This is a genomic window from Phenylobacterium sp. GW823-FHT02A09 (genome assembly GCF_058797775.1).
This window is the reverse complement of the sequence record NZ_JBXAJZ010000001.1, coordinates 1,259,135-1,281,350: the sequence shown is the minus strand read 5'-3', so window position 1 is coordinate 1,281,350 and position 22,216 is coordinate 1,259,135. Positions and strand designations below refer to the sequence as shown.

The 22,216-nt window shown below is 68.3% G+C and carries 18 protein-coding genes; 8 read left to right on the top strand and 10 right to left on the bottom strand.

The genetic code is table 11. The features are described from left to right. Nucleotides 1–49 precede the first annotated feature (49 nt). The gene (locus AC1Q87_RS06570) at nt 50–358 is read left to right on the top strand and encodes a TM2 domain-containing protein (protein ID WP_492608165.1); all 309 of its coding nucleotides are present in this window, start codon (nt 50–52) and stop codon (nt 356–358) included. A 44-nt stretch (nt 359–402) separates the two neighbouring features. Here AC1Q87_RS06570 and AC1Q87_RS06565 read toward each other — a convergent pair whose 3' ends face one another. After that, nucleotides 403–2,028 carry an AMP-binding protein gene (locus AC1Q87_RS06565; RefSeq protein WP_492608164.1) on the bottom strand — a complete coding sequence of 542 codons (1,626 nt, stop codon included), beginning with the start codon at nt 2,026–2,028 and terminating at the stop codon, nt 403–405. A 227-nt stretch (nt 2,029–2,255) separates the two neighbouring features. Here AC1Q87_RS06565 and AC1Q87_RS06560 point away from each other — a divergent pair, with 227 nt between their 5' ends. Then, on the top strand, nt 2,256–3,728 hold the full coding sequence (locus tag AC1Q87_RS06560; protein ID WP_492608163.1) for a carotenoid oxygenase family protein: 1,473 nt from the start codon (nt 2,256–2,258) through the stop codon (nt 3,726–3,728). Between the two features lie 91 nt (nt 3,729–3,819). On the opposite strand, the gene AC1Q87_RS06555 is transcribed toward AC1Q87_RS06560, so the two are convergent. Then, nucleotides 3,820–4,071: a hypothetical protein gene (locus AC1Q87_RS06555; RefSeq protein WP_492608162.1), complete on the bottom strand. Its 252-nt coding sequence runs from the start codon at nt 4,069–4,071 to the stop codon at nt 3,820–3,822. A gap of 104 nt (nt 4,072–4,175) precedes the next feature. Beyond that, nucleotides 4,176–5,552 (bottom strand): spinster family MFS transporter, encoded by a 1,377-nt coding sequence (locus AC1Q87_RS06550; RefSeq protein ID WP_492608161.1) that lies wholly within the window; start codon nt 5,550–5,552, stop codon nt 4,176–4,178. A 224-nt stretch (nt 5,553–5,776) separates the two neighbouring features. Here AC1Q87_RS06550 and AC1Q87_RS06545 point away from each other — a divergent pair, with 224 nt between their 5' ends. Next, nucleotides 5,777–7,975, top strand: coding sequence for a TonB-dependent receptor (locus AC1Q87_RS06545; RefSeq protein ID WP_492608160.1), 2,199 nt, complete (start codon nt 5,777–5,779; stop codon nt 7,973–7,975). A gap of 189 nt (nt 7,976–8,164) precedes the next feature. On the opposite strand, the gene AC1Q87_RS06540 is transcribed toward AC1Q87_RS06545, so the two are convergent. The 5 genes from AC1Q87_RS06540 to AC1Q87_RS06520 form a co-directional block, all read right to left on the bottom strand. Next, complete coding sequence (locus AC1Q87_RS06540) at nt 8,165–8,377, bottom strand: hypothetical protein (RefSeq protein ID WP_492608159.1); 213 nt, start codon at nt 8,375–8,377, stop codon at nt 8,165–8,167. A gap of 160 nt (nt 8,378–8,537) precedes the next feature. Next, nucleotides 8,538–8,891, bottom strand: coding sequence for a DUF1428 domain-containing protein (locus AC1Q87_RS06535; RefSeq protein ID WP_492608158.1), 354 nt, complete (start codon nt 8,889–8,891; stop codon nt 8,538–8,540). An 87-nt stretch (nt 8,892–8,978) separates the two neighbouring features. Then, nucleotides 8,979–9,389 (bottom strand): hypothetical protein, encoded by a 411-nt coding sequence (locus tag AC1Q87_RS06530; RefSeq protein WP_492608157.1) that lies wholly within the window; start codon nt 9,387–9,389, stop codon nt 8,979–8,981. 106 nt (nt 9,390–9,495) lie between these two features. After that, nucleotides 9,496–12,192 carry a phosphoenolpyruvate carboxylase gene (gene ppc, locus AC1Q87_RS06525; RefSeq protein WP_492608156.1) on the bottom strand — a complete coding sequence of 899 codons (2,697 nt, stop codon included), beginning with the start codon at nt 12,190–12,192 and terminating at the stop codon, nt 9,496–9,498. Between the two features lie 89 nt (nt 12,193–12,281). Beyond that, entirely contained in the window at nt 12,282–12,782 is a 501-nt protein-coding gene (locus AC1Q87_RS06520; RefSeq protein WP_492608155.1) for a GyrI-like domain-containing protein, read from the bottom strand. Nucleotides 12,783–13,190: 408 nt separating this feature from the next. On the opposite strand from AC1Q87_RS06520, the gene AC1Q87_RS06515 reads away from it, so the two are divergent. Continuing rightward, complete coding sequence (locus tag AC1Q87_RS06515) at nt 13,191–13,982, top strand: THxN family PEP-CTERM protein (RefSeq protein ID WP_492608154.1); 792 nt, start codon at nt 13,191–13,193, stop codon at nt 13,980–13,982. A 61-nt stretch (nt 13,983–14,043) separates the two neighbouring features. On the opposite strand, the gene AC1Q87_RS06510 is transcribed toward AC1Q87_RS06515, so the two are convergent. Next, entirely contained in the window at nt 14,044–14,640 is a 597-nt protein-coding gene (locus tag AC1Q87_RS06510; protein WP_492608153.1) for a TetR/AcrR family transcriptional regulator, read from the bottom strand. Between the two features lie 90 nt (nt 14,641–14,730). Next, nucleotides 14,731–15,984, bottom strand: coding sequence for an NAD(P)/FAD-dependent oxidoreductase (locus AC1Q87_RS06505; RefSeq protein WP_492608152.1), 1,254 nt, complete (start codon nt 15,982–15,984; stop codon nt 14,731–14,733). A 162-nt stretch (nt 15,985–16,146) separates the two neighbouring features. On the opposite strand from AC1Q87_RS06505, the gene AC1Q87_RS06500 reads away from it, so the two are divergent. From AC1Q87_RS06500 to AC1Q87_RS06485, 4 genes are all read left to right on the top strand, one after another. After that, nucleotides 16,147–17,631, top strand: coding sequence for a flavin-containing monooxygenase (locus AC1Q87_RS06500; RefSeq protein ID WP_492608151.1), 1,485 nt, complete (start codon nt 16,147–16,149; stop codon nt 17,629–17,631). Between the two features lie 94 nt (nt 17,632–17,725). After that, a complete protein-coding gene (locus AC1Q87_RS06495) occupies nt 17,726–19,192 on the top strand; it encodes an alpha-L-fucosidase (RefSeq protein WP_492608150.1) in 1,467 nt (488 codons plus the stop codon). Between the two features lie 31 nt (nt 19,193–19,223). After that, entirely contained in the window at nt 19,224–19,757 is a 534-nt protein-coding gene (gene coaD / locus AC1Q87_RS06490; RefSeq protein WP_492608149.1) for a pantetheine-phosphate adenylyltransferase, read from the top strand. 95 nt (nt 19,758–19,852) lie between these two features. After that, nucleotides 19,853–22,210 carry an arylsulfatase gene (locus AC1Q87_RS06485; protein WP_492608148.1) on the top strand — a complete coding sequence of 786 codons (2,358 nt, stop codon included), beginning with the start codon at nt 19,853–19,855 and terminating at the stop codon, nt 22,208–22,210. Nucleotides 22,211–22,216: the final 6 nt, after the last annotated feature.

Below are 22,216 nucleotides of genomic sequence, written 5' to 3'. Positions count from 1 at the left end.
GACATGGCTCGCGTCGAGTGCTTTCCTCCCGGCAGCCAAAGGGGGAAACATGGCGCTTAGTACTGCACAACTCTCGCTGATCGAGCAGCGGGTCGCGAACGATGGGCCTAGCACCGCCGTCGCTTATCTCTTGTGGTTCTTTCTCGGGATCGTCAGCGCGCACCGCTTCTATCTTGGTCGCCCGCTCAGCGCCGTACTGCAGATTCTCAGCTATCTCGTGCTGGTCGGCTTCGTCTGGCTGCTGGTCGACGCCTTCCTGATTCCGGGCATGATCCGGCAGAAGAAGGACCAGATCCGCCAGCGCATGACGACGGACCTGCTGGCCCACTCGGGCACGGCCGACGTCGCAGCGGCCTAGTCCAACGCTGCGGGCGGCTGCAGAGCGGCCGCCCGCCTGGCGCCCTAGTGCGTCGACAGCTTCTCGCGCTTCACCCGGATGCCGGCCGCTTCACGGTCCCAGGTCTCAGCCGTGACGCCTTCCTTGCGCAGCTCGACCTTCTGGATCTTGTTGGTCGGGGTCTTGGGCAGCTCGGTCTCGACCCGGACGTAGCGCGGCACCATGAAGTGGGCCATGCGCGGAATCAGGAACTCGATCAACGCCTTGGGATCGATGCTTGAGCCCTCGCGCGGGGCGACGCAGACCATCACCTCCTGCTCGCCACCCGGCAGGTCGACGCCATAGGCCGCCACTTCGCGCACGTGCTCGTAGGCGCTGACCTCGATCTCGATCTCCAGCGAGGACATGTTCTCGCCGCGGCGGCGGATCGCGTCCTTCTTGCGGTCGACGAAGTAGAACAGCCCCTCGGCGTCGCGCCACAAGAGGTCGCCGGTGTGGAACCAGCCGTTGCGCCAGGCTTCGGCGGTGGCGGCCGGGTCGCCCAGGTATTCCTTGAACAGCTCCCAGGGCCGGTCGGTGCGGATGGTCAGTTCCCCGACCTCGCCGACCTGGACCTCCTGGTCGAAGGCGTCGACCAGCCGGCACTGCACGCCCGCGCGCGGCCGCCCGCAGCTGCGCATGGTCTTCTCGTTGACCTCGCTGATCAGCGGCGAGGAGACCTCGGTCATATTGAAGCCGGAGACGTATTCGAAGCCGAACCGCTCGGCGAGCGCGACCGTCTCCTCCGAAATCGGCGACAGGGTGCAGATCCGCAGGGGATTGTCCTTGTCGTCGGCCCGCGGCGGCTCCTTGTGCAGGAAGCTGGTCAGGGCGCCGATGAACCCGCTGCAGGTGGTCGAGCCGGTCTCGCGCACGAGGTCCCAGAACCGCCGGGTGTCGAACGCCTCGAAGAGGGCGATGGAGCCGCCGCTGGCCAGCGCCGCCATGATCCCGCTGATTCCGCCGACGTGGAACATCGGCAGGTTGACCAGCATCCGGTCGTCGGCGCGCATGTAACCGTAGGTGACGCGGGCCGTGGTCCATTCCTGCACGTAAGAGGTGACCACCGCCTTCGAGGGCCCGGTGGTGCCCGACGTGAAGATGATGACCGGCGTGTCCCAGGGCTGCGGGTCGGCCTGGACCGCCTGGCGCGCGTCGCCGTTCAGCGCCGACGGCGGTTCGATCGCCTGGGTCAGGTCAAGGGCGTTGGGGCCGGGCGCGGTCAGGATCACGCGCTCCAGCGACGGCAGGTTCAGGCCGGCCAGCCGCGGCGCCAGGTCCGGGTGGACGATCGCCACGCTCGCCCCGGTCTTGTTGACCGCGTGCTCCAGCAGCCGGCCGCGGAAGCTGGTGTTGATCGGGGCCAGCGCCGCCCCGGCATAGTTGGCGCCGAACCAGGCCCGGCAGAGGGCGGCGGAGTTGGGGGCCCAGGCCGCGACGATGTCGCCCGGCTTCACGCCGCGCGCCTGCAGGGCGGCGGCCGTCGCCAGTGCGATCTCGCGGGTCTGGGACCAGGTCCATTCGTCGCCGGTCTCGAACCGCAGGAACACCTTGTCGGGCGTCGCCTGAGCGTGCCGGTCGATCAGCCGGGGGACGACGCAGTCCGCGGCGCTCGGCGCGGTCTTCTGGTCGAACCAGACGGGATGGGACATGGGTTTCCTCCAACCAGACTCTGGCGCCTGGCGGCCGCTTCGATCGGCGGCGCTGCCCTTGCGCTGGGTTTGAGATACATCAAATCAGTTTCAAAATGAAAGTGATATTCGGCGTGACGCAGGGTCGGATGCCGTCATGTCGGAATCCAACTGGCAAATTGAAACTAAATGCGCCTATCATGCGTCAACGAGGATGGCCCCCGAGCCGTCCAGCAAGGGAGAGCGACATGCCCGTCGAACTGGTGAACCGGGTCCACAGCACCATCGAGCCGAACGACCACCCCTATATGAACGGCGCCTGGACCCCGCAGCACGAGGAGTTCAACGGCGAGGGGCTGGAAGTGATCGGTCAGGTTCCGGCCGACATCGACGGCGTCTATGTGCGCAACACCGAGAACCCGGTCCACGAACCGCTCGGCCGCTATCACCCGTTCGACGGCGACGGCATGCTGCACGTGATGAGCTTCAAGGACGGCAAGGCGGCCTATCGCAACCGCTTCGTCCGCACCAAGGGCTTCCAGGCCGAGGAGGAGGCGGGCCGCGCCCTGTGGGCGGGCTTGGCCGAAAACCCCGCCAAGTCGACCCGCCCGGGCTGGGGCGCGCACGAGCGGCTGAAGGATTCCTCCTCCACGGACGTCGTTGTCCACGCCGGCAAGATCCTCTCGACCTTCTACCAGTGCGGCGAGGGCTACCGCCTCGACCCCTATACGCTGGAGCAGGAAGGCATCGAGAGCTGGACGCCGATCGACGGCATCTCGGCCCACCCGAAGGTCGATGAGCACACCGGCGAGCTCTTGTTCTTCAACTACTCCAAGCACGCGCCCTACATGCACTACGGGGTGGTCGGGCCGGACAACAAGCTCAAGCACTACATCCCCGTGCCGCTGCCGGGGCCGCGCCTGCCGCACGACATGGCGTTCACCACCAACTACTCGATCCTCAACGACCTGCCGGTGTTCTGGGAGCCGGAGCTGCTGGAGAAGAACCTGCACGTGGTGCGGTTCCACCGCGAGATGCGTTCGCGCTTCGGCATCCTGCCGCGCTTCGGCAAGCCCGAAGAGATCAAGTGGTTCGAGGCCGACCCGACCTACGTCCTGCACTTCCTCAACGCCTACGAGGACGGCGACGAGGTCGTGCTCGACGGCTACTTCGAGGAGAACCCGGAGCCCAAGTCGTCCAACAGCGCGCCGGCCGGCTACGAGCGGATCATGGCCTTCCTCGACCAGAACGAGCTGCGGCCCAAGCTGCATCGCTGGCGCTTCGACATGAAGACCGGCGAGACGCGCGAGGAACGCCTCGACGACCGCATCCTCGAGTTCGGGATCATCAACAACCAGTACGCCGGCCTGCCGTACCGCTATGGCTACAGCGCCGTCTCCAAGCCGGGCTGGTTCCTGTTCACCGGCCTGGTCAAGCATGACCTCAAGACCGGCGAGAGCTGGGCGATCGACTTCGGCGAGGAGCGCTACGGCAGCGAGCCGGGCTTCGCGCCCCGTGTGGGCGCCGTCGACGAGGACGACGGCTATCTCGTCACCTTCGTCACCGACATGAACGCCGACCGCTCGGAGTGCGTGGTCTACGACGCCAAGAAGCTCGCCGACGGCCCGGTCTGCCGGATCGTGCTGCCGGGCCGCATGTCCAGCGGCACCCACGCGACCTGGGGGCAGGGGCAGGCGATCCGCGCGGCTCAGGGGAAATAGGCGTCATCAAGTCCCGGGGCCTGCTCGACGGCTCCGGGCGACGGGTCGGGTCCCGGTCTGTGTTGCGCAGGCCGGGACTTTTCGTGTCCGCCTACCAGGTCTTCAGCGGCTTCACAGCCATCGGGGCCTTGTAGATGTAGACCTGCGGCTTGGCGGCGCTCACCGGCTTGGCGGTGAATCTGACCGTATTGTCGGTCGTGGCGCGGGCCGGCGCGGTCTTGTAGGTGGCGGCCATCAGCAGGCCGCTCGACTTCACGTCGTGGCGCACCTGTCCGCTGCTCTGCGCGGACGCCGTCCCGACGGCCAGCAGGCCGAGGACAGCGGTCAAGGCGACGAGTCTCACGCGCCTTCCTCCCATGTATTGTCTAGTCGCACGGACCTTCTTGCGGGTCCGTCCAGCAGGCTGCACCGCTTTCGGGCGCGGTGCAAACCCGCAATCTACAAACGTCAGTGATCGGACGCTTCGGCGGCCTCTTCCTGCGAGGCGCGGACATAGGGCTTGACCGCCGCGATCAGCGCCGCGACGCCTATCGGCAAGACCACGGCGGTGACGATGGCCACGGCGACGCCGATCTTCGCGGGATCCTTCAGCCAGTGGTCGCTGATCAGCGCCACCGCCGTCGGGCCGACCGTGAAGGCGACGATATTGCCGATCAGCAGGTAGAGCGCGATCACCCGGGCTCGCACCCGGTTGGGCGTCACCGCCTGGAACGAGACCGCCGGCAGCCCCTGGGTCAGGCCGAACCCCAGGCACATCAGCGCCAGCATGGCCGCGGCCAGCTCGCCCGTCGCCATCATCGGCGCCGCCAGGGCGAACGGGAAGGCCCCGAGCGCGCCGATGATCGCCACCCGCAGCACCGCGTCCTTGCGGCCGGCGGCGGCGAAGCGGTCGGTCCACCAGCCGCCGATCAGCACGCCCAGCGTGCTGCCGACCAGCAGGATGGTCCCGTAGACAGCGCCGACCTTGCCCACCGGCCAGCCGTGCGCGCGCATCAGGAAGGCCGGGGCCCAGGTCAGGTAGGCGGCGATCACCACCCCGACCAGCGAGTAGCCGGCCGCCAGCAGCGTGAACACCAGCCAGCGGCGGCGCAGATAGGGGCCGAGCGGGGCGGAGGGCGCGGCCCCCGCGCCCTGGCGGGCCGGCTCGCGCAGGAACAGCATCGCTGCGATCAGCACCGGCCCGGGCAGGCTGACCAGCATGAAGGCGAACTGCCAGCCCTTCAGCGCCCCGACCAGCGGCAGGGTGATCGGCGGGGCGGTGCTGGCCCACTCGATCACCGCGCCGCCGATGATCAGCGCCATGCCGACCCCGGCGATCGAGCCGATCGCATAGACGCCCATCGCCCGGGCCCGCTTGGCCGGCGGGAAGGAGTCGGCGATCATCGAATAGGCGGCCGGCGACAGCCCGGCCTCGCCGATGCCGACTCCGACGCGGGCGGCGAACAGCGAGATGAACGAGCCGGCCAGGCCGCAGGCGGCGGTCATCGCGCTCCACACCCCGATGCTGACCATGATCAGGTTGCGACGCGAGCCGCGGTCGGCCAGCCAGGCCAGCGGCACGCCCATCAGCGTATAGAAGAGGGTGAAGGCCAGGCCGCTCAGCAGGCTGAATTGGGTGTCGGTGATTCCAAGGTCGCGGCGCAGCGGCTCGACCAGCAGGGTCAGGATTTGCCGGTCGACGAAGCCGACCGCATAGGCGGCCATCAGCACCAGCACCATGGTCCAGGCGCGGGCCGGGGCGGGCCAGGCGGGCGCCGCGACGGGCATCGATCCTAGCGCCGAATCCTGCGGCGGGGCGGCGTCCGACATCGTCTTCTGAAGCATTCCCGGGCCCCCGAGTGGCGTGGCCGTCTACGCGGCGTCGGGCCTAACGTCACCTTGAAAGTATCGAAATGCAAGCCAATCCGATGCGACTTTCAAAAAAGGACTTGTGCGGTTCAGTTCAGTAATGCAAGTCTCTCGTCACGGGCCGCAGAGCCCAGTGGACCGGCGCCGGCAGGCGCCGCACGAACGGGGGAAACTCAATGACCAGGCAAGCGCTCATTCTGTTGGCTACCTGCGCCGTCGGGGCGCTTTCGACGGGCACGGTGGCGGTCGCCCAGACCGCGCCGGCGGCCAGCGGCCGGCCCGTCGCTGTCGAGGAGGTGATCGTCACCGCCGACCGCCGCGAGCGGAAGCTGCAGGATGTCCCGTCCGCGATCAGCGCCATCACCGAAGAAGCGCTGGAACGCAGCCGCATCGTCGATCTCGGCTCGCTGTCGACCACCGTGCCGTCGTTCTCCATGACCGAGAGCTCGGCCCTGGGCAAGGAACTCAGCATCCGCGGCGTGACCAGCGTGCGGATCCTCGACGCCACCGCCGAGCCCTCGGTCGGCATGTTCGTCGACGAGGTCTACCTCTCGCGCATGGGCTCGGCCTTCACCGACTTCTACGACCTTGAGCGGGTCGAGGTGATCCGCGGCCCGCAGGGCGTGCTGCTGGGCAAGAACGTGGTCGGCGGGGCGGTCAGCGTCATCACCGCCAAACCTAAGTTCGATCCCTCCGGCGCCACCACCATCTCGTTCGGCAACTACGACTCGGTGATGGCCAACGGCTACGTCACCGGCGCGCTGACCGAGGACATCGCCGGCCGCTTCGCCTTCCAGGTCCGCAACCGCTCGGGCTACAGCCGCAACGTCATCCGCGGCGGCGACATGGACAACCTGAAGTCCTACCAGGGCCGCGGCGGGCTGCTCTACCGCGCGCCGGACGCCGATCTGCAGATCCTCGCCACCTTCGACTACGGCACGGACGAGACCGACGGCACGGCCCGCGTGATGACCGACGATCCCTTCGCCGCCGGAACCGGCGTGGTCGCCGCCTGGCGCGCGGCGCGCGGCCTTGGGCCTCGCGACGGCACCAGCCCGCAGGATGAATACAGCCGCCGCATCACCCGCGGCGCCATGCTGCGGGTCGACTGGGGCGTGTTCGAAGGCGCCAAGCTGACCTCGATCACCGGCTACCGCTCGTCCAAGGGCGTGATGGGCTTCAACCAGCTGGGCATCGGTTCGCCCCCCGGGCTGGCCGACACCTTCTATTCGACCAGCGAGAAGCCCGAGACCCTCAGCCAGGAACTGCGGCTGGTGTCGGACAATCCCGACAGCCGTTTCGACTGGATCATCGGCGCCTTCCACCAGAGCGACGACGTCACCCGTTACGACTCCAACGTCGCGACCACCGCCACCACCATCGCCGCGCTCAGCGGCACGTTCCTCTACACCAACAACGCCGACCTCAAGACCACCGCGGTGTTCGGCCAGGTCGGCTACAAATTCACCGACCAGCTCAAGGCCACGGTCGGCCTGCGCTACACCATGGACGACAAGAGCGGCACGCGTCTGGCCCAGTGCCTCGAAGACGGCGGCGACGGCCTCTGCGTCGCGGCCCTGGTGCTGGCCAAGGGCCAATCCTTCACTGTCAACTACGGCAAGGATTGGAACGCCCTGACCCCGCAGGGGATCATCGAGTACCGCCCGAACGAGAGCGTGATGATCTACGGCAGCGTCGCCAAGGGCTTCAAGGGCGGCGGCTGGGACCACCTGCCGTCGACCGCCGCGGCGGCCGCCATCGGCTATGACCCGGAAAAGGCCACCAACTACGAGATCGGCGTGAAGTCGGACCTGTTCGACCGCCGCGTGCGCTTGAACCTCGCGGCCTTCAAGATGGACTACAAGGACCTGCAGTCCCAGCAGCTGGTCCTGGAGTGCCTCTGCCTGATCACCAGCAACGCCGGCACCGCCGAGATCAAGGGCCTGGAGGCCGAAGGCACCTGGGCGGTCAACGAGGACCTGACCCTGACCGCTTCCGGTTCGTGGCTAGACGCCAAGTACAAGAACTTCGTCGACGGCGCCGGCGTGGTGTTCTCGGGCAACCACATCCAGCGCTCGCCGGAGTACAAGTTCGACATCGGCGCCAACTACGTCTTCGGCATCGGCGAGTGGGACCAGGCCTTCAGCCTGCAGACCAACTACACCAAGCAGGGCAAGAGCTACTGGACGCCGGCCAACACCTTCGCTCAGGAACCCTTCGGCCTCTGGGACGCCTCGCTGCGCGTCAAGCCGCCCGGCGCGTCCTGGTCGGTCACGGTCTGGGGCAAGAACCTCACCGACGAGCTCTACGCGGTGGCGGCCCAGACCTTCTTCGGCGACCTGATGAACTACTACGCCCCGCCCAAGACCTACGGCGTGGACCTGAAGTACGAGTTCTGACCGCCCGCCTCCCGGGGCGGACGACTGAGCCGGCGCCGATCCCCTGGCGCCGGCTTTTTCGTGTGCGGTCAGGGGAGTCGCGGGGGGGCTGGGTGAACCCGGCTAGCGGGTTCCCGCGACTCCCCGCCGCCCCAGAGCGCGCCTCGAAAGGCTTGCCCTTAGAACCTCGGCGGGTCGCCTGCGCGTGGATCAGGCCGCCAGGGCCTGCACGCGTCGCGCCCGGCGCTCGTGGCGGAGCAGGGCGCCCGCGATCACGAAACCCAGGATCATGGCCGACCAGATGAGCGAGACTTCCGCGGCGCGGGCGGCGGACGCGGCGGCGTCCTGGCCGCCGACGGCCGGGCTGGCGGAGGCCGCCATGGCGACGGCGAAGCTGAGCGTCGCCGGCAAGTGCTTCAACATCTGCGTCACGTCCTGACAAGCCGCCGGGAAGCGGCCTTCATGGACGTGGGTATGGCGCGCTTCTGCTTTGGAGCGCCAACAAGTATTTGAAAAATAACGTAAACGAGTGTAACGCCCGCGGCCCCAGGGTAGAGCCTGGGCCGCGGGCGCCACCTCTGGGTCAGAGGTCGACGAAGCTCTCGAAGCCGCCGAAGATCATCCGCTGGCCGTCGAAGGGCATCTTGGCCGGGTCCATCTTGATGCGGGGGTCAGCCATCACCTTGGCGTTGATCTCGTCGCGCTGGGCGCGGGACGCATAGACGATCCACGAGAACACCACGATCTCGTCGTCCTTCGCTTGGACCGCGCGCGGGAACGAGGTCACCTCGCCATAAGGGGTGTCGTCGCCGATGCATTCGACATAGGCCAGCGCGCCGTGGTCCTTCCAGACTTCGCCGGCGTTACGGGCGATGTCCTTGTAGGCCTCGATATTGGCCTTCGGCACGGCGAGCACGAAACCGTCGACATAGGGCATGGGGCTTCCTCCTTGGGGTTGTGCAGACCAAAGGACGTTCGCGCGGCGTCCGATCCGACAGCCGCGCGCTTTTTTCCCGGACGCCGACTACGCGGCGGTCGTCTCCGGCCTGCGCCAGCGCCAGATCAGCAGCACCAGCGCGGTGATGATCAGGATCGCGAAGCCCGACAGCATCCAGGCGTTGAGGTACCAGTGCTCGCCCCAGGTGAACTTGCCGGACATGATCTTCGCCCAGCCGCGGAAGTGCTGCGTCGAGCCGACCGAGAGGCCGAAGATCGCGAACACGGCCGACAGGTACCGGACCAGCCAGTGGGCGGGGTTCGGCATGAGCAGCAGCAGTCCCAGCAGGCCGATCACCGTGCGCTGCGTGCGGCAGTAGGGGCAGTGATAGACGAGGCCCGCCCAGTCGACGCCCCAGGTGGCGATGGCGACGGCGATCGCCGCCAGGCCCACGATCCGCCGGTGGCGCAGCAGGATGTCGGGAAGATCGTTGAACATGGGCGCCCCCTTGGCCTGGAAACACGGCCAACGAGATGCGCTCGGCCTGACGCACGACCATAGGCGCCGTCGCCGCGCAGGTCGAACGAATAGCCCCGCTCGGGCGCTATCCGCTGTTGCGCAGCCCCGCGGCGACCCCGTTGATCGTCAGGTGGATGCCCTCGCGCACGGCCTCGTCGCTGTCGCCGGCGCGGCGGCGGCGGATCAGCTCGATCTGCAGGTGGTTCAGCGGGTCGATGTAGGGCAGGCGGGTGCGCAGCGCCTCGGCCAGGTCCGGATGGCGGTCGAGCAGCGCGCTCTGGCCGCTGATGGTCAGCAGCGCCTCCACCGTCTTGTTCCACTCGGTCTCGATGCGCCCGAAGATCGTCTGCGCCAGGCCCTGGTCCTCGACCAGCCCCGCATAGCGACGGGCGATCAGCATGTCGCTCTTGGCCAGCACCATCTCCATGTTGGCGAGCGTGGTGGCGAAGAACGGCCAGGCCTCGTGCAGCTCGTTGAGCTCGGCCAGCGAGACTCCCGAGGCCTCGATCGCCGAGCCGAAGCCATACCAGCCGGGCAGCATGGTGCGTGACTGCGACCAGGAGAACACCCACGGGATCGCACGCAGGCCTTCGATGCTGCGGGTCGGCTGGCGCGAGGCCGGCCGACTGCCGATGTTCAGGTCGACGATCTCGGTCAGCGGCGTCGCGGCATAGAAATAGTCCACGAATCCGGGGGTTTCGTAGACCAGGCTGCGATAGGCCTCCATCGAGGCCTGGGACAGCTTGTCCAGGACGGGCGCGTGCTTCTCGCCCTGCCGCTCGGCCGAAGCCTTGCGCAGCGAGGCCAGCACCACCCCGGCGGTGATGGTCTCCAGGCTTTGGTCGGCCAGCTGCGGGTCGGCGTACTTGTTGGCGACCACCTCGCCTTGCTCGGTGATGCGGATGCGGCCGCGCACTGTGCCTTCCGGCTGCGCCAGCAGCGCCTCGTAGCTCGATCCGCCGCCGCGGCCGACCGTGCCGCCGCGGCCGTGGAACAGCTGCAGGCGCAGGCCCATGGCCTCGGTGGTGGCCAGCAGCGCCCGCGAGGCCTGGTGCAGCTCCCACGTCGAGGTCAGGTAGCTGCCGTCCTTGTTGGAGTCGGAATAGCCGATCATCACTTCCTGCAGCCGCCCTTCGGCCAGCAGCGACTTGATCAACGGCAGCGACAGATATTCGCGCATCGTCTCCGGCGCGGCGCGCAGGTCTCCGATGGTCTCGAACAGCGGTTCGGCGAACACCTCGGTGCGCGGGCTCTCGCCCGGATGGAACAGGCCCACTTCCTTCAGCAGGATGTAGACTTCCAGCAGGTCCGAGACCGAGGTGGTGTTGGACACGATGTAGGCGACGATCGCCTGGCGGCCGTACTGCTGGCGCGACCGTGCGGCTTGGGCCAGCACCGCGTACTCGCGGTTGGTCTCCTCGCTGTACTCGGCATAGGGCGAATAGAGCAGCCGCCCGTGCGCCAGTTCCGACAACAGCAGGTCGCGGCGGGCCTGCTCGTCCAGGGCCTGATAGTCGGGGCAGACCCCGGCCACCGCCATCAGCTCGGCGATCGTGCGCGCGTGCACGGCCGAGTTCTGCCGCAGGTCCAGCGTCGCCAGGTGGAATCCGAAGCAGTCCACCGCGCGGATCAGTTCGGGCAGAGGGCCGATGGCGAAGGTGTCGCCGTGGTTGGCGACCAGGCTGTCGAGGATGGTCTGCAGGTCGGCCTTCAGCGCCTGGGCGTTGGCGTAGGGCTGCGCGGCCAGCGGCGAGGGGCGGGGCGGGGCCTCGCCGGTCAGGATCGGATAGGTCGCGGCCAGCCGCGCGTAGACGCCGCGCAGGGCCCGTCGATAGGGCTCGTCCCCACGCTGGGGCGAGGTGTCGCCCGAGGCGTCGGCCAGCGCCTTCAGCGCCGGGGTCACTTCGGCCAGGGTGCTGGAGAGCGAGAGTTCGGCCCCCAGGGCGTGAATCCGTTCCAGATAGTTCAGCAGCGCCGCCTGCGACTGGCGCGCGAACGCCTGGCGCTGGACCGCGTCGGTGACGAACGGGTTGCCGTCGCGGTCGCCGCCGACCCACGAGCCGATGCGCAGGAAGCTGGGCAGCTGGGCCTCGAGTTGGCGCGTCCAGCGGGCGTAGACCTTCGGCAGTTCGGCCAGGAAGCTGCGCTCGAAATACGAGACCGCGGTCTCGATCTCATCGATTACACCCAGGCGAACGCCGCGCAGCAGCCGGGTGCGCCAGAAGATAGCCACTTCGCGCAGCAGCTCGATCTCGCGCTCGTGGCGCGCGCTCTCGCCGCTCGCCTGCTCCAGCGCGCTCAGCGCCTCGGTGATCGCCCCCGTGCGGTCCAGCACGCTCTTGCGCCGCACCTCGGTCGGGTGGGCGGTGATGACCGGGGCGATGAACGCGGTCTGCAGCATCTTGGCGACCTGCGCCGTCGAGACGCCTTCCTGCGCCAGCGCCGCCAGGCTGCCGGCCAGGGTGTCGACGCGCGGATCCCCGGCCTTGCGGCGCTGGACATAGTCCTCGGCGATGTTGGTGATCTGCAGGAAGCAGGCGAACGAGTGGGCGAAACGCACCGTCTCGTGCAGGTCCAGGCTGCGCAGCCGCTCTTCCAGCAGCGCCGCGTTCGCCGCGCCGCCTTCACGGTGGAAGGCGACGGAGGTTTTGCGAATGTCCTCGATGCGGTCGAACAACACCTGGCCGTCCTGGGATTTGATCACATCCCCCAGCACCCGGCCCAAAACCCGAACCCTGGCCCTCAGCTCCGAGGGCGGCGACTTGGCAGCTCTATCCGGCACGCGCGCACTTTCAGAATGTCGTTACGTCAGTTCGATGCACCGCGTTCTCTACAGGTGATCGCGCGCGTCGTCGCGCGGGAGTTTGGCGCTCAGGCGCGGACCGGAAACCAGATCTCGATCGCCGGCTCGCCGGTGTTGCGCGCGTCGTCGCCATAGACCTCGATGAAGTCGGGCGTCAGGCTGTCGCCGGCCGAGCGCAGGCCCAGGTTCGGCAGCCAGCCGTACCAGGCGGTCCAGATGGTGCTGCGCAGCCGTGTGACCGGGCCGCGGTGGGCGAACACGGCGTAGCGCCGGGTCGGCACCCGCAGATGCTCGAACGCGGCGGGGCGGCCGGCCGCCTCGTCGGTCGCCACGGCGGCGATCATCTCGAACCCCTCGCGCTGGGCGAACAGGTCGTAATAGAGCCCGTAACCCGCGCCGTCCTTGCGGCCCGCGACCTTGGCGAACCGCTCGGACGCCGCGCACCAGTGCTCGTCCAGCGCGCGCCAGACGCCTTCCTTGCGGGCGTGGCGGCGGCGCAGGCCCGCAAAGGTCCAAGGTCGCTCCTCGAACCGCGGCGCCTCGATGGCCGCCGGCTGTAGTCTCTCCATGGTCCCTCTCGTCGGTTGCACGCGGCCAGCACCGCGGCTCTGCCGCGTCGCCCGCCCGCATCCAGATCGTGTGAAGGTCGCGCGCAGGCTCGCCCAAGGCGTCGGCCGCGGCGGCTTCGCTAAGGTCTAGCTGTGCAATGTCGCCGGCGTCTTGCAGGCCATGACCGCGCCGAAATGCTGGTGTGCGCGCCGTGTCAGATTTCGACGCTGTATAGGCTGGAGCAGGCGGTATCGACGGATAGTCCATATGAACTAGTTCGTCATGCTGTCGAACGAATTGAACTCAAGAAAAACAACTGTCAGGGGAAGTGTTCAAGGCAATTGTAAAATGTTGGGCAATATTGTTGTGCGTGGCGAAATTGTGGCGCAGATCGACTTCCATCTAGAACAACAACAAGGTGGTACTGCGTGGATAAGCTCAAATTTCAGGTCAAGGCGCCGGCCGTGATTTCGGCGCTGGTTCTCGCGGCCGCGATCGCGACCCCGGCCGCCGCCGCGGTGCAGGTCGAGTTCAAGAACGTGTCGGGCGCGTGGTTCGACCCGGCCGGCGGCACGAACATCCATATCTCCGCCAACGGCGGCGACGGCACGATCCGTTGGGGTCAGCCGACGCAATCCAGCCAGAGCGGCTACAACTTCATCGGCACCGACTTCTCGGCCAGCCTCGACCAGGCCATCGACTCGTCGGGTTCGGTGAACATCGGCGAGTTCCAGCACGTGAACTTCCCGATCAGCAGCGGCGGCGGGATCACCGGCGTGGGCCTGCGCTTCACCACCGACGTCTGGGCCGACGGTTCGTTCCTCGGGACCAAGACCTTCGAGTACAACTTCTCGCACTACGAGACGACGAACCAGTCGAACCCCTGCGCCAACGGCCAGGCGAACAACACCGGCATCAACATCAATGGCTGCGCCGACCGCGTGACCATGAACTTTAACTCGAACTCGCAAGTCTTCCTGATCGGCGGCAAGCAATACACGCTGAACCTGGACGGCTTCCTGGTCGACGGCTCGCCCAGCGGCGGGTTCTGGACCAAGGAGAACGCGCTCAACAGCGCCTACATCCGCGGCAAGATCGACCTCTACAGCGTCGCCAGCGGCGTGCCGGAACCGGCCACCTGGGCGATGATGATCATCGGCTTCGGCGGGGTGGGGACCATGGTCCGCTCGGCCCGTCGCCGTCAGATGCTGGCGGCCTGACCCCAGCACTCCTGCGATCCAGGGAAAGGCCCGCTCGGACGAGCGGGCCTTTTTCTTGGCCTCAACGGTCGACGTATTCGCGGATCAGCGCCCGCGCCGCGCGCGGCAGCATCCGGTCGGGTCCTTCGCCGCCCAGGGTGATGCGGGCCATGTGCGAGCCCTCGAGCAAGAGCAGCAGCCCGTCGCCCAGCTCGTCGTCCGGCGCGCCTGCCGCGCGGGCCAGCTCGATCAGCCGCCGGCGCGTCTCCATCTTGTGGGCCTTGGCGACCAGGAACGCCGGGTGGTCCGGCTCGTGCAGCTCGACCGCGGCGTTGCACAGGGCGCAGCCGTGCGCCTCCGAGCTTTCCGAGCGCTCGGCGAAGGCGTCGAACAAGCCTTCCAGCTGGGCGCGGGGGGTGTCGAAACGGCCGACGATCTCGTCCCACCAAGCCCAGCCTTCGCGCGACTGCTCACGCAGCACCGCGGCGACCAGTTCGTCCTTGGACGGGAAGTTGCGATAGAGGCTCATCTTGGTCGCGCCGGCCTCGGCGGCGATGCTCTCGACCCCCACGGCGCGGATGCCCTTGCGATAGAACATGTCGCGCGCCGCCTCGAAGATGCGGTCGCGCGCCGAGCGGGGCGCGCCGTCCGCCGTCGTCTTGGATGGTCTCGCCGACATGTCCCGCCTTTCAGTGAGCGACCGGTCTGTATCGAGTTACATCACCGTGCGTCATCCACAGGGTCAAGCGGGGAGGGCGCAAGCTTCGCCCTATCGGCCGCGATGCTGAACAATGAGGCGGATGTTGCGCTGGCGGGTGAGCCAGCTCCACGCCCAGTCGAACGCCACGGCGATGCGGTTGCGCAGGCCGATCAGAAAGTAGACGTGGGCCACGCCCCAGAACACCCAGCCGACGAAGCCGGTCAGCTTGACCTTGCCGATCTGCACCGCCGCGGCGTGCCGCCCGATCGTCGCCAGGTCGCCGGCGTGCATGTAGCGGAACTGCGCCTGGCCCGGCCGCCCCGCCCGCCGCTCGGCGATCTGCCGCGCCGCATGCTTGCCCGCCTGCTTGGCGGCCGGGGCGATGCCGGGCACCGGCTTGCCGTCGCTGGCCATGGCCGCCGCGTCGCCGACCACGAACACCTCGGGATGTCCCGGCAGCGACAGGTCGGCGCCCACCTTCACCCGTCCGGCGCGGTCGTGCTCGGCGTCCAGCTCCGCAGCCAGCGGCGAGGCGGCCACCCCCGCGGCCCAGACGATGGTGCGGGCCTCCACCCGGTTCTCGCCCAGCACCACGCCGTCGGCGTCGACATCGGTGACCATCGCCCCGGTGCGGACCTCGACGCCCAGCCCCTCCAGCGCCCGCTCGGCATAGGCCGACAGGTCGGGCGCCAGCGCCGGCAGCACCCGCGGCCCCCCCTCGACCAGCAGCACCCGCGCCTGGCCCGGATCGATCTGGCGGAAGTCGCGGCTCAGCGCGTCGCGCGCCAGCTCGGCCACGGCCCCGGCCATCTCCACCCCCGTCGCGCCGCCGCCGACCACCACGAAGGTCAGCAGCGCCGCGCGCTGCTCGGGCGGGGCGGTCTCGGCCTCCTCGAACGCCGACAGCACCCGGCGGCGCAGCTCGGTGGCGTCCTCCAGGCTCTTGAGGCCCGGCGCGTTCGTCTCCCATTGCGGCTTGCCGAAGTACGAGTGCGCCGCGCCGGTCGCCACGATCAGGTAGTCGTAGGGGTACGCGCCGGCCTGCGTCGCCACAGTGCGGGCGTCCAGGTCGACGCCGACCGCCCGGGTCATCACCACCCGCACATTGGCCTGCCGCGTCAGCACGTGGCGCAGCGGCCAAGCGATCTCCGACGGCGACAGCGCCGCCGTCGCCACCTGGTAGAGCAGGGGCTGGAACAGGTGATAGTTGCGCTGGTCGATCAGGGTGATCTGGCAGTCGGCTTTGGCGAGCGCCCGCGCCGCCTCCAGTCCGCCAAAGCCGCCGCCCACGATCACGACGCGGGGTTTGTCGGCCTGGGACATGGGCATCTCCGGTTGCGGCGGCGGCCCATCTAGAAGCCGTGCCGTCCGATCCCGCAAGGCGTCGAACCGCATTTGGCGAACGCCGTCCGAGAGCGCATGATGTCGAACAATTGTTTGAGGAATCCCAGCCGGGGGGCCGGGACGATTTCATAGGTGACATTGGTGGGCAGCGAACATTTCGACGTGCTGATCGTCGGGGCTGGGCTTTCGGGCATTGGGGCGGGCTATCACCTGCAGGCCAACTGCCCCGGCAAGACCTATGCGATCCTGGAGGGGCGCGAGGCGATCGGCGGCACCTGGGACCTGTTCCGCTATCCGGGCATCCGCTCCGACAGCGACATGTACACCCTCGGCTACGCCTTCAAGCCGTGGCGCGAGGCCAAGGCCATCGCCGACGGCCCGTCGATCCTGAAGTACGTTCGCGACACCGCCGTCGAGAACCGCATCGACCGTCACATCCGCTACGGCCACCACGTCAGCTGCGCGTCCTGGTCGTCGGCCGACGCCCGCTGGACGGTCGAGGCGCAGGTCGGCCCGAACAAGGAAGTGGTCCGCCTGACCTGCAACTTCCTTTTCATGTGCACCGGCTACTACGACTACGCCGAGGGCTACACCCCGCAGTTCTCCGGGACCGACCAGTTCCAGGGCCAGATCGTTCATCCCCAGAAGTGGCCGGAAGATCTCGACTATTCGGGCAAGAAGGTCGTGGTGATCGGCAGCGGCGCCACCGCCGTCACCCTGGTCCCGGAGATGGCCAAGACCGCCGCCCACGTGACCATGCTGCAGCGCTCGCCGACCTATGTGGTCTCGCGCCCGGCCGAGGACGCCGCCGCCAACTGGCTGCGCGCCAAGCTGCCGGCCAAGCTGGCCTACGGCATCACCCGCTGGCGCAACGTCCTGTTCGGCATGCTGTTCTTCAACCTCGCCCGCAAGAAGCCCGAGAAGACCAAGGCGCAGATCATCGACATGGTCCGCCAGCACCTGGGCCCGGACTACGACGTCGCGACCCACTTCACGCCCAGTTACAACCCCTGGGACCAGCGGCTCTGCCTGGTGCCGGACGCCGACCTGTTCGACGCCATCAAGGACGGCTCGGCCTCGGTGGTCACCGACCAGATCGAGGCCTTTACCCCGACCGGACTGAAGCTGAAGTCGGGCCAGCAACTCGACGCCGACGTCGTCGTCACCGCCACCGGCCTGAAGCTCCAGCTGCTCAGCGGCCTGCAGGTCACCGTCGACGGCGAGCGCGTCGATATGGCCAAGACCATGAGCTACAAGGGCATGATGTACAGCGGCGTGCCGAACCTGGCCTCGGCCTTCGGCTACACCAACGCTTCCTGGACGCTGAAGTGCGACCTGACGTGCGAATACGTCTGCCGGCTGCTGAACCACATGGAACGCACCGGCCAGCCGATCTGCACGCCCAAGCCCGACCCCACCGTCGGCGAGGCGCCTTGGCTCGACTTCTCCTCGGGCTACGTCCAGCGCGGCATCGACCAGTTCCCCAAGCAGGGCACGAAGAAGCCCTGGAAGCTGCACCAGAACTACGCCCTGGACCTCGTCGCTCTGCGCTTCGGCTCGGTGGACGACGGCGTCATGCAGTTCTCCAAGCCCCAGGCCCGCAGCCGCCAGGACCTGGCTGCCTGATCGAACGCCGATACGCGGCTTGCCAAGCCGCCGCCCCGCCGTTCTGATAGCCCCGCCGGCCGCCGACGCCGGCCGGGGCGCAGGGGAGGCGGCCATGGGGGCGTTCGCGGGGCGTGATTTGCCGGCCTGGTACGACGACGCCAAGTTCGGCGTCTTCATCCACTGGGGGCTATTCTCGATCCCGGCCTTCGCGCCCAAGGTCGGCAAGATCTCCGACATCTTCCAGACCGACTACCGCCGCGCGGTGGCGCTCTCGCCCTATACCGAGTGGTACGAGAACGCGATCAAGTCGCCCGACACCCCCTCGGCCGCGTTCCACCGCGAGACCTACGGCGGTGCGCCCTACCGCGATTTCCGCGAGCCGTTCCTGGCCGGCCTGCGCCAGTGGGATCCGGACGCCTGGGCCGAGGCCATCGCCGGGTCGGGCGCGCGCTACGTGGTGCTGGTCACCAAGCATCACGACGGGTTCTGCCTGTGGCCCTCGCGGGTCTCTCATCCGCACGCCCAGGGCTGGCGCACCGAACGCGACGTGGTCGGCGAACTGGCCGCCGCCGTCCGCCGCGCCGGCATGCGGTTCGGCGTCTACTATTCCGGCGGCATCGACTGGAGCTTCAATCTCGAGCCGCTGCGCACCCTGATGGATTTCGTCGGCTCGGTGCCGGGCGGGCTCTATCCGGCCTACGCCACGGCCCAGACCCGCGAACTCGTCGATCGCTACGAGCCCAGCGTGCTCTGGAACGACATTTCCTGGCCGACCGACCAGGGCGCCCTCGACGATCTGTTCTCGGACTACTACGCCGCCGTGCCCGACGGCGTGGTCAACGACCGCTGGAAGACCCCGACCTTCACCGCCCGCCTGCTGCGCCACAAGCTGCCGCGGCTGGTGCTCGACCGCATGATCGAGGCCAAGGCCGCCAAGTCCGGAGCCAGCGAGGGCGGCGTCGTGCCGCCGTCGGTGCCGCACAGCGACTTCCGCACCCCCGAATACGTCCGCTTCGCCGACATCCAGGACCGCAAGTGGGAGGCGACCCGCGGCATGAGCCACTCGTTCGGTTTCAACCGCAACGACACCGAGGCCGACTACGAGAGCCCCGAGCACCTGTTGCTGGAACTGATCGACAGCGTCTCCAAGGGCGGCAACCTGCTGCTCAACATCGGCCCGCGTGGCGACGACGCCCAGATCCCGGCGCCCCAGCTCGACCGGCTCAAGGCGATGGGCGCTTGGCTGGCCGACAACGGCGAGGCGGTCTACGCGACCCGGCCCTGGTCCATCGCCGAGGCCAAGACCGACGACGCCGCGCCCGTCCGCTTCACCACCCGCGGCGAGCGGCTGAACGTGATCCCGCTGACCGCGGTCGGCGGCGGCGAACTGGTGGTCCGCGGCGTGGCGCTCAGCGGCTTGGGCGTGCGCCTTTCCGACGGCTGCCCGGTCGAACTGCGGCCCGAGGGCGAGGCCACCCGAATGATCTTCGCCCGGCCCCAGACCGGCGCCTACGCCCCGGCGGTGGCCATCGACGGCGGGGCCGCCGCGAACCCCATGATGGGGAGCGCGACGCCTTGACGGTCCGTGAACTGACTGAGCCAATGGCCGCATGAAGCCTGTCCGTACCCGGGCCATTTACGCCGGCTCGTTCGACCCGATCACCCTTGGTCACCTGGATATCATCCAGAAGGCGCTGCTCACCTTCGACGTCGTGCACGTGGCGGTGGGGATCAATCCGCTCAAGGCCGGCCTCTTCGACATCGACGAGCGGCTGGACCTGATCGCCCAGTCGGTGATGGATCTGGACCTGACCGGGCAGGGGACCCGCGAACTTCCGCCCCAGGTCGAGGTCGGCGCCTTCGAGGGCGAGAGCGTCATCAAGTACGCCCACCGCGTCGGCGCCACCCACATCGTCCGCGGCCTGCGCCAGTCGTCGGATTTCGACGACGAGTTCCGCTACCACGGCATTCTCGGCCGGCTGGAGCCGAACATGCCGATGATCCACATCATCTGCCGCGAGACCTTCCTGCACGTCAGTTCCAGCACCGCGCGCGAGCTGGCGAGCCTGGGCGAGGAGGTCTCCTGGCTCGTCACGCCCAGCGTCGAGCGCGCCCTGCGCAGCAAGTTCGCGGTCCGCGCCTAGCATCCTCCTGCACGGCGGACGGCCGGATGGGGGATCGACCCGATGGGCGCCCCTGCGGTTGTGGGCGCTCCTGTCCTTCCCGAGGGAGGACAGCCATGACCCAGGCCAACGACACGCCAGCCGCCGCGACGCCCGACCATCTGCCGCGCCCCGACTTCCACTTCACCGGCCAGGTCGGCCGCACCTACCAGGACTCCGACCCCGCCCAATTCCCGCAGCCGGTCGCTGCGCCCAAGGGGGCGCCGAACATCGTGCTCATCCTGCTGGACGACGTCGGCTTCGGTCAGTTCTCGACCTTCGGCGGCGGGGTGCCGTCGCCGACCATGGACCGGCTGGCCAAGGAAGGCCTGCGGTTCAACCGCTTCCACACCACAGCGCTGTGCAGCCCGACCCGGGCGGCGCTGATCACCGGCCGCAACCACCACTCGGCCTCGTTCGCCGGCATCACCGAACTGGCGACCGGCTACGACGGCTATTGCTGCGTACTCCCGAAGAACTGCGGCACGGTCGGCGAAGTGCTGCGCCAGAACGGCTACATGACCGCCTGGGTCGGCAAGAACCACAACACCCCGACCTGGGAGACCAGCGCCGCCGGGCCGTTCGACCGCTGGGCCAACGGCCTGGGCTTCGACTATTTCTACGGCTTCAACGCCGGCGACATGAACCACTGGAACCCGCTGCTGTTCGAGAACCGCGACCTGGTCCCGGCCTCGGACGACCCCGACTATCACCTGACCGAGGACCTCGCCGACCGCGCCATCGCCTGGGTGCGCAAGGTCAAGAGCATCGCCCCCGACCGGCCCTACTTCCTTTACGTCGCGCCCGGCGCCACCCATGCGCCGCACCAGGCCCCGCAGTCGTGGATCGACAAGTTCAAGGGCAAGTTCGACATGGGCTGGGACGCCTATCGCGAGCAGACCCTGGAGCGGCAGAAGAAGCTCGGCGTGGTTCCGGCCGACACCCAGCTGACTGAACGCTCACGCGGCCTGCCGGCCTGGGACGCGCTGAACGCCGACCAGAAGCGGCTCTATGCGCGGATGATGGAGGTGTTCGCCGCCTACGGCGCCCAGGTCGACGCGGCCATGGGCCGGGTGATCGACGCGGTGAAAGAACTGCCCGACGCCGACAACACGATGATCATCTACATCGCCGGCGACAACGGCTCGAGCGCCGAGGGCGGGCTGGAAGGCTCGCTGAACGAGAACCTGTTCTTCAACGGCTTCCCCGAGAAGTGGCAGGACAACCTTAAGGTCATCGACGAGCTGGGCGGGCCCAAGCACTTCAACCACTTCCCGTCGTCCTGGGCGCACGCGATGAACACGCCCTTCCAGTGGACCAAGCAGGTGGCCAGCCACTTCGGCGGCACCCGGAACCCGATGATCATCTCCTGGCCCGAGCGCATCGCCGACAAGGGGGGGCTGCGCGATCAGTTCCTGCACGTGATCGATCTCGTGCCGACGCTCTACGAACTGGCCGGCGTCACGGCGCCGATCGAGCTGAACGGCGTGCCGCAGAAGCCGATCGAGGGGATCAGCTTCGCCTTCGCCTTCGACGACGCCAAGGCGCCCAGCAAGCGCCGGACGCAGTACTTCGAACTCGGCTGCAACCGTGGCCTCTATCACGACGGCTGGATGGCCTCGGCCCCGTCCTTCGCGCCGTGGGAGCCGAACCGTTCGGAAGACTGGAGCCCCGACGACCAGGTCTGGGAGCTCTACAAGCTGGACGAGGACTTCTCGCAGGCCAAGGACGTGGCCAAGGACCATCCCGACCTGCTGAGCCAGATGCAGGACCTCTGGTGGGCGGAGGCCTCGAAGTACAACGTCCTGCCGCTCGACTGGCGCGCGGTGATCCGCATGAACGCCGAGGCCATGGGCCGGCCCAGCCTGGTCGGCGGCCGCACCAGCGCCACCTACTATCCCGGGATGGTCGCCCTGCCGGACGCGGCCTGCCTGCCGATGCTCAACAAGTCGTGGAAGATCACCGCCGACATCGTCGTGCCGCAGGGCAAGGCCGAGGGAATGATCGTCACCCATGGCGGGCTGGAGGGCGGCTATGGCCTCTACCTGCGCGAGGGGCGGCCGGTCTTCGTCTACAACTACCTGGGCGTCGAGCGCCCGACCTTCGCGGCCGACAAGGCGTTGCCGCCGGGACCGTGCAAGCTGGTCGTCGACTTCGCCTATGACGGCGGCGGCATGGGCAAGGGCGCCAAGGTCACGGTGAGCGCCGACGGCGCCAAGGTCGCCGAGGGGCGGCTGGAGCGCACCGTGCCGATCCAGTTCTCCATCTGCGAGGGCCTGGACATTGGGCTCGACACCGGCTCCGCCGTCGATTTCACCTACCAGCTGCCGTTCAAGTTCACCGGCAAGGTCGAGCAGGTGACCGTGGACGTCGGCGTCGGCGGCAAGACCAAGGCCGACGCCCAGAAGCTGGCCGCCGACATGAGCAAGCAGTAGGCGAGG

What these genes read in the sequence shown, in the direction of transcription:
- AC1Q87_RS06505 (WP_492608152.1), bottom strand. Translation starts at nt 15,984, where the DNA reads ATGTCCCAGGCCGACAAACCCCGCGTCGTGATCGTGGGCGGCGGCTTT.
- AC1Q87_RS06510 (WP_492608153.1), bottom strand. Translation starts at nt 14,640, where the DNA reads ATGTCGGCGAGACCATCCAAGACGACGGCGGACGGCGCGCCCCGCTCG.
- AC1Q87_RS06495 (WP_492608150.1), top strand. Translation starts at nt 17,726, where the DNA reads ATGGGGGCGTTCGCGGGGCGTGATTTGCCGGCCTGGTACGACGACGCC.
- AC1Q87_RS06530 (WP_492608157.1), bottom strand. Translation starts at nt 9,389, where the DNA reads ATGTTCAACGATCTTCCCGACATCCTGCTGCGCCACCGGCGGATCGTG.
- AC1Q87_RS06550 (WP_492608161.1), bottom strand. Translation starts at nt 5,552, where the DNA reads ATGCTTCAGAAGACGATGTCGGACGCCGCCCCGCCGCAGGATTCGGCG.
- AC1Q87_RS06520 (WP_492608155.1), bottom strand. Translation starts at nt 12,782, where the DNA reads ATGGAGAGACTACAGCCGGCGGCCATCGAGGCGCCGCGGTTCGAGGAG.
- AC1Q87_RS06565 (WP_492608164.1), bottom strand. Translation starts at nt 2,028, where the DNA reads ATGTCCCATCCCGTCTGGTTCGACCAGAAGACCGCGCCGAGCGCCGCG.
- AC1Q87_RS06535 (WP_492608158.1), bottom strand. Translation starts at nt 8,891, where the DNA reads ATGCCCTATGTCGACGGTTTCGTGCTCGCCGTGCCGAAGGCCAATATC.
- AC1Q87_RS06570 (WP_492608165.1), top strand. Translation starts at nt 50, where the DNA reads ATGGCGCTTAGTACTGCACAACTCTCGCTGATCGAGCAGCGGGTCGCG.
- AC1Q87_RS06540 (WP_492608159.1), bottom strand. Translation starts at nt 8,377, where the DNA reads ATGTTGAAGCACTTGCCGGCGACGCTCAGCTTCGCCGTCGCCATGGCG.
- AC1Q87_RS06560 (WP_492608163.1), top strand. Translation starts at nt 2,256, where the DNA reads ATGCCCGTCGAACTGGTGAACCGGGTCCACAGCACCATCGAGCCGAAC.
- coaD (WP_492608149.1), top strand. Translation starts at nt 19,224, where the DNA reads ATGAAGCCTGTCCGTACCCGGGCCATTTACGCCGGCTCGTTCGACCCG.
- AC1Q87_RS06485 (WP_492608148.1), top strand. Translation starts at nt 19,853, where the DNA reads ATGACCCAGGCCAACGACACGCCAGCCGCCGCGACGCCCGACCATCTG.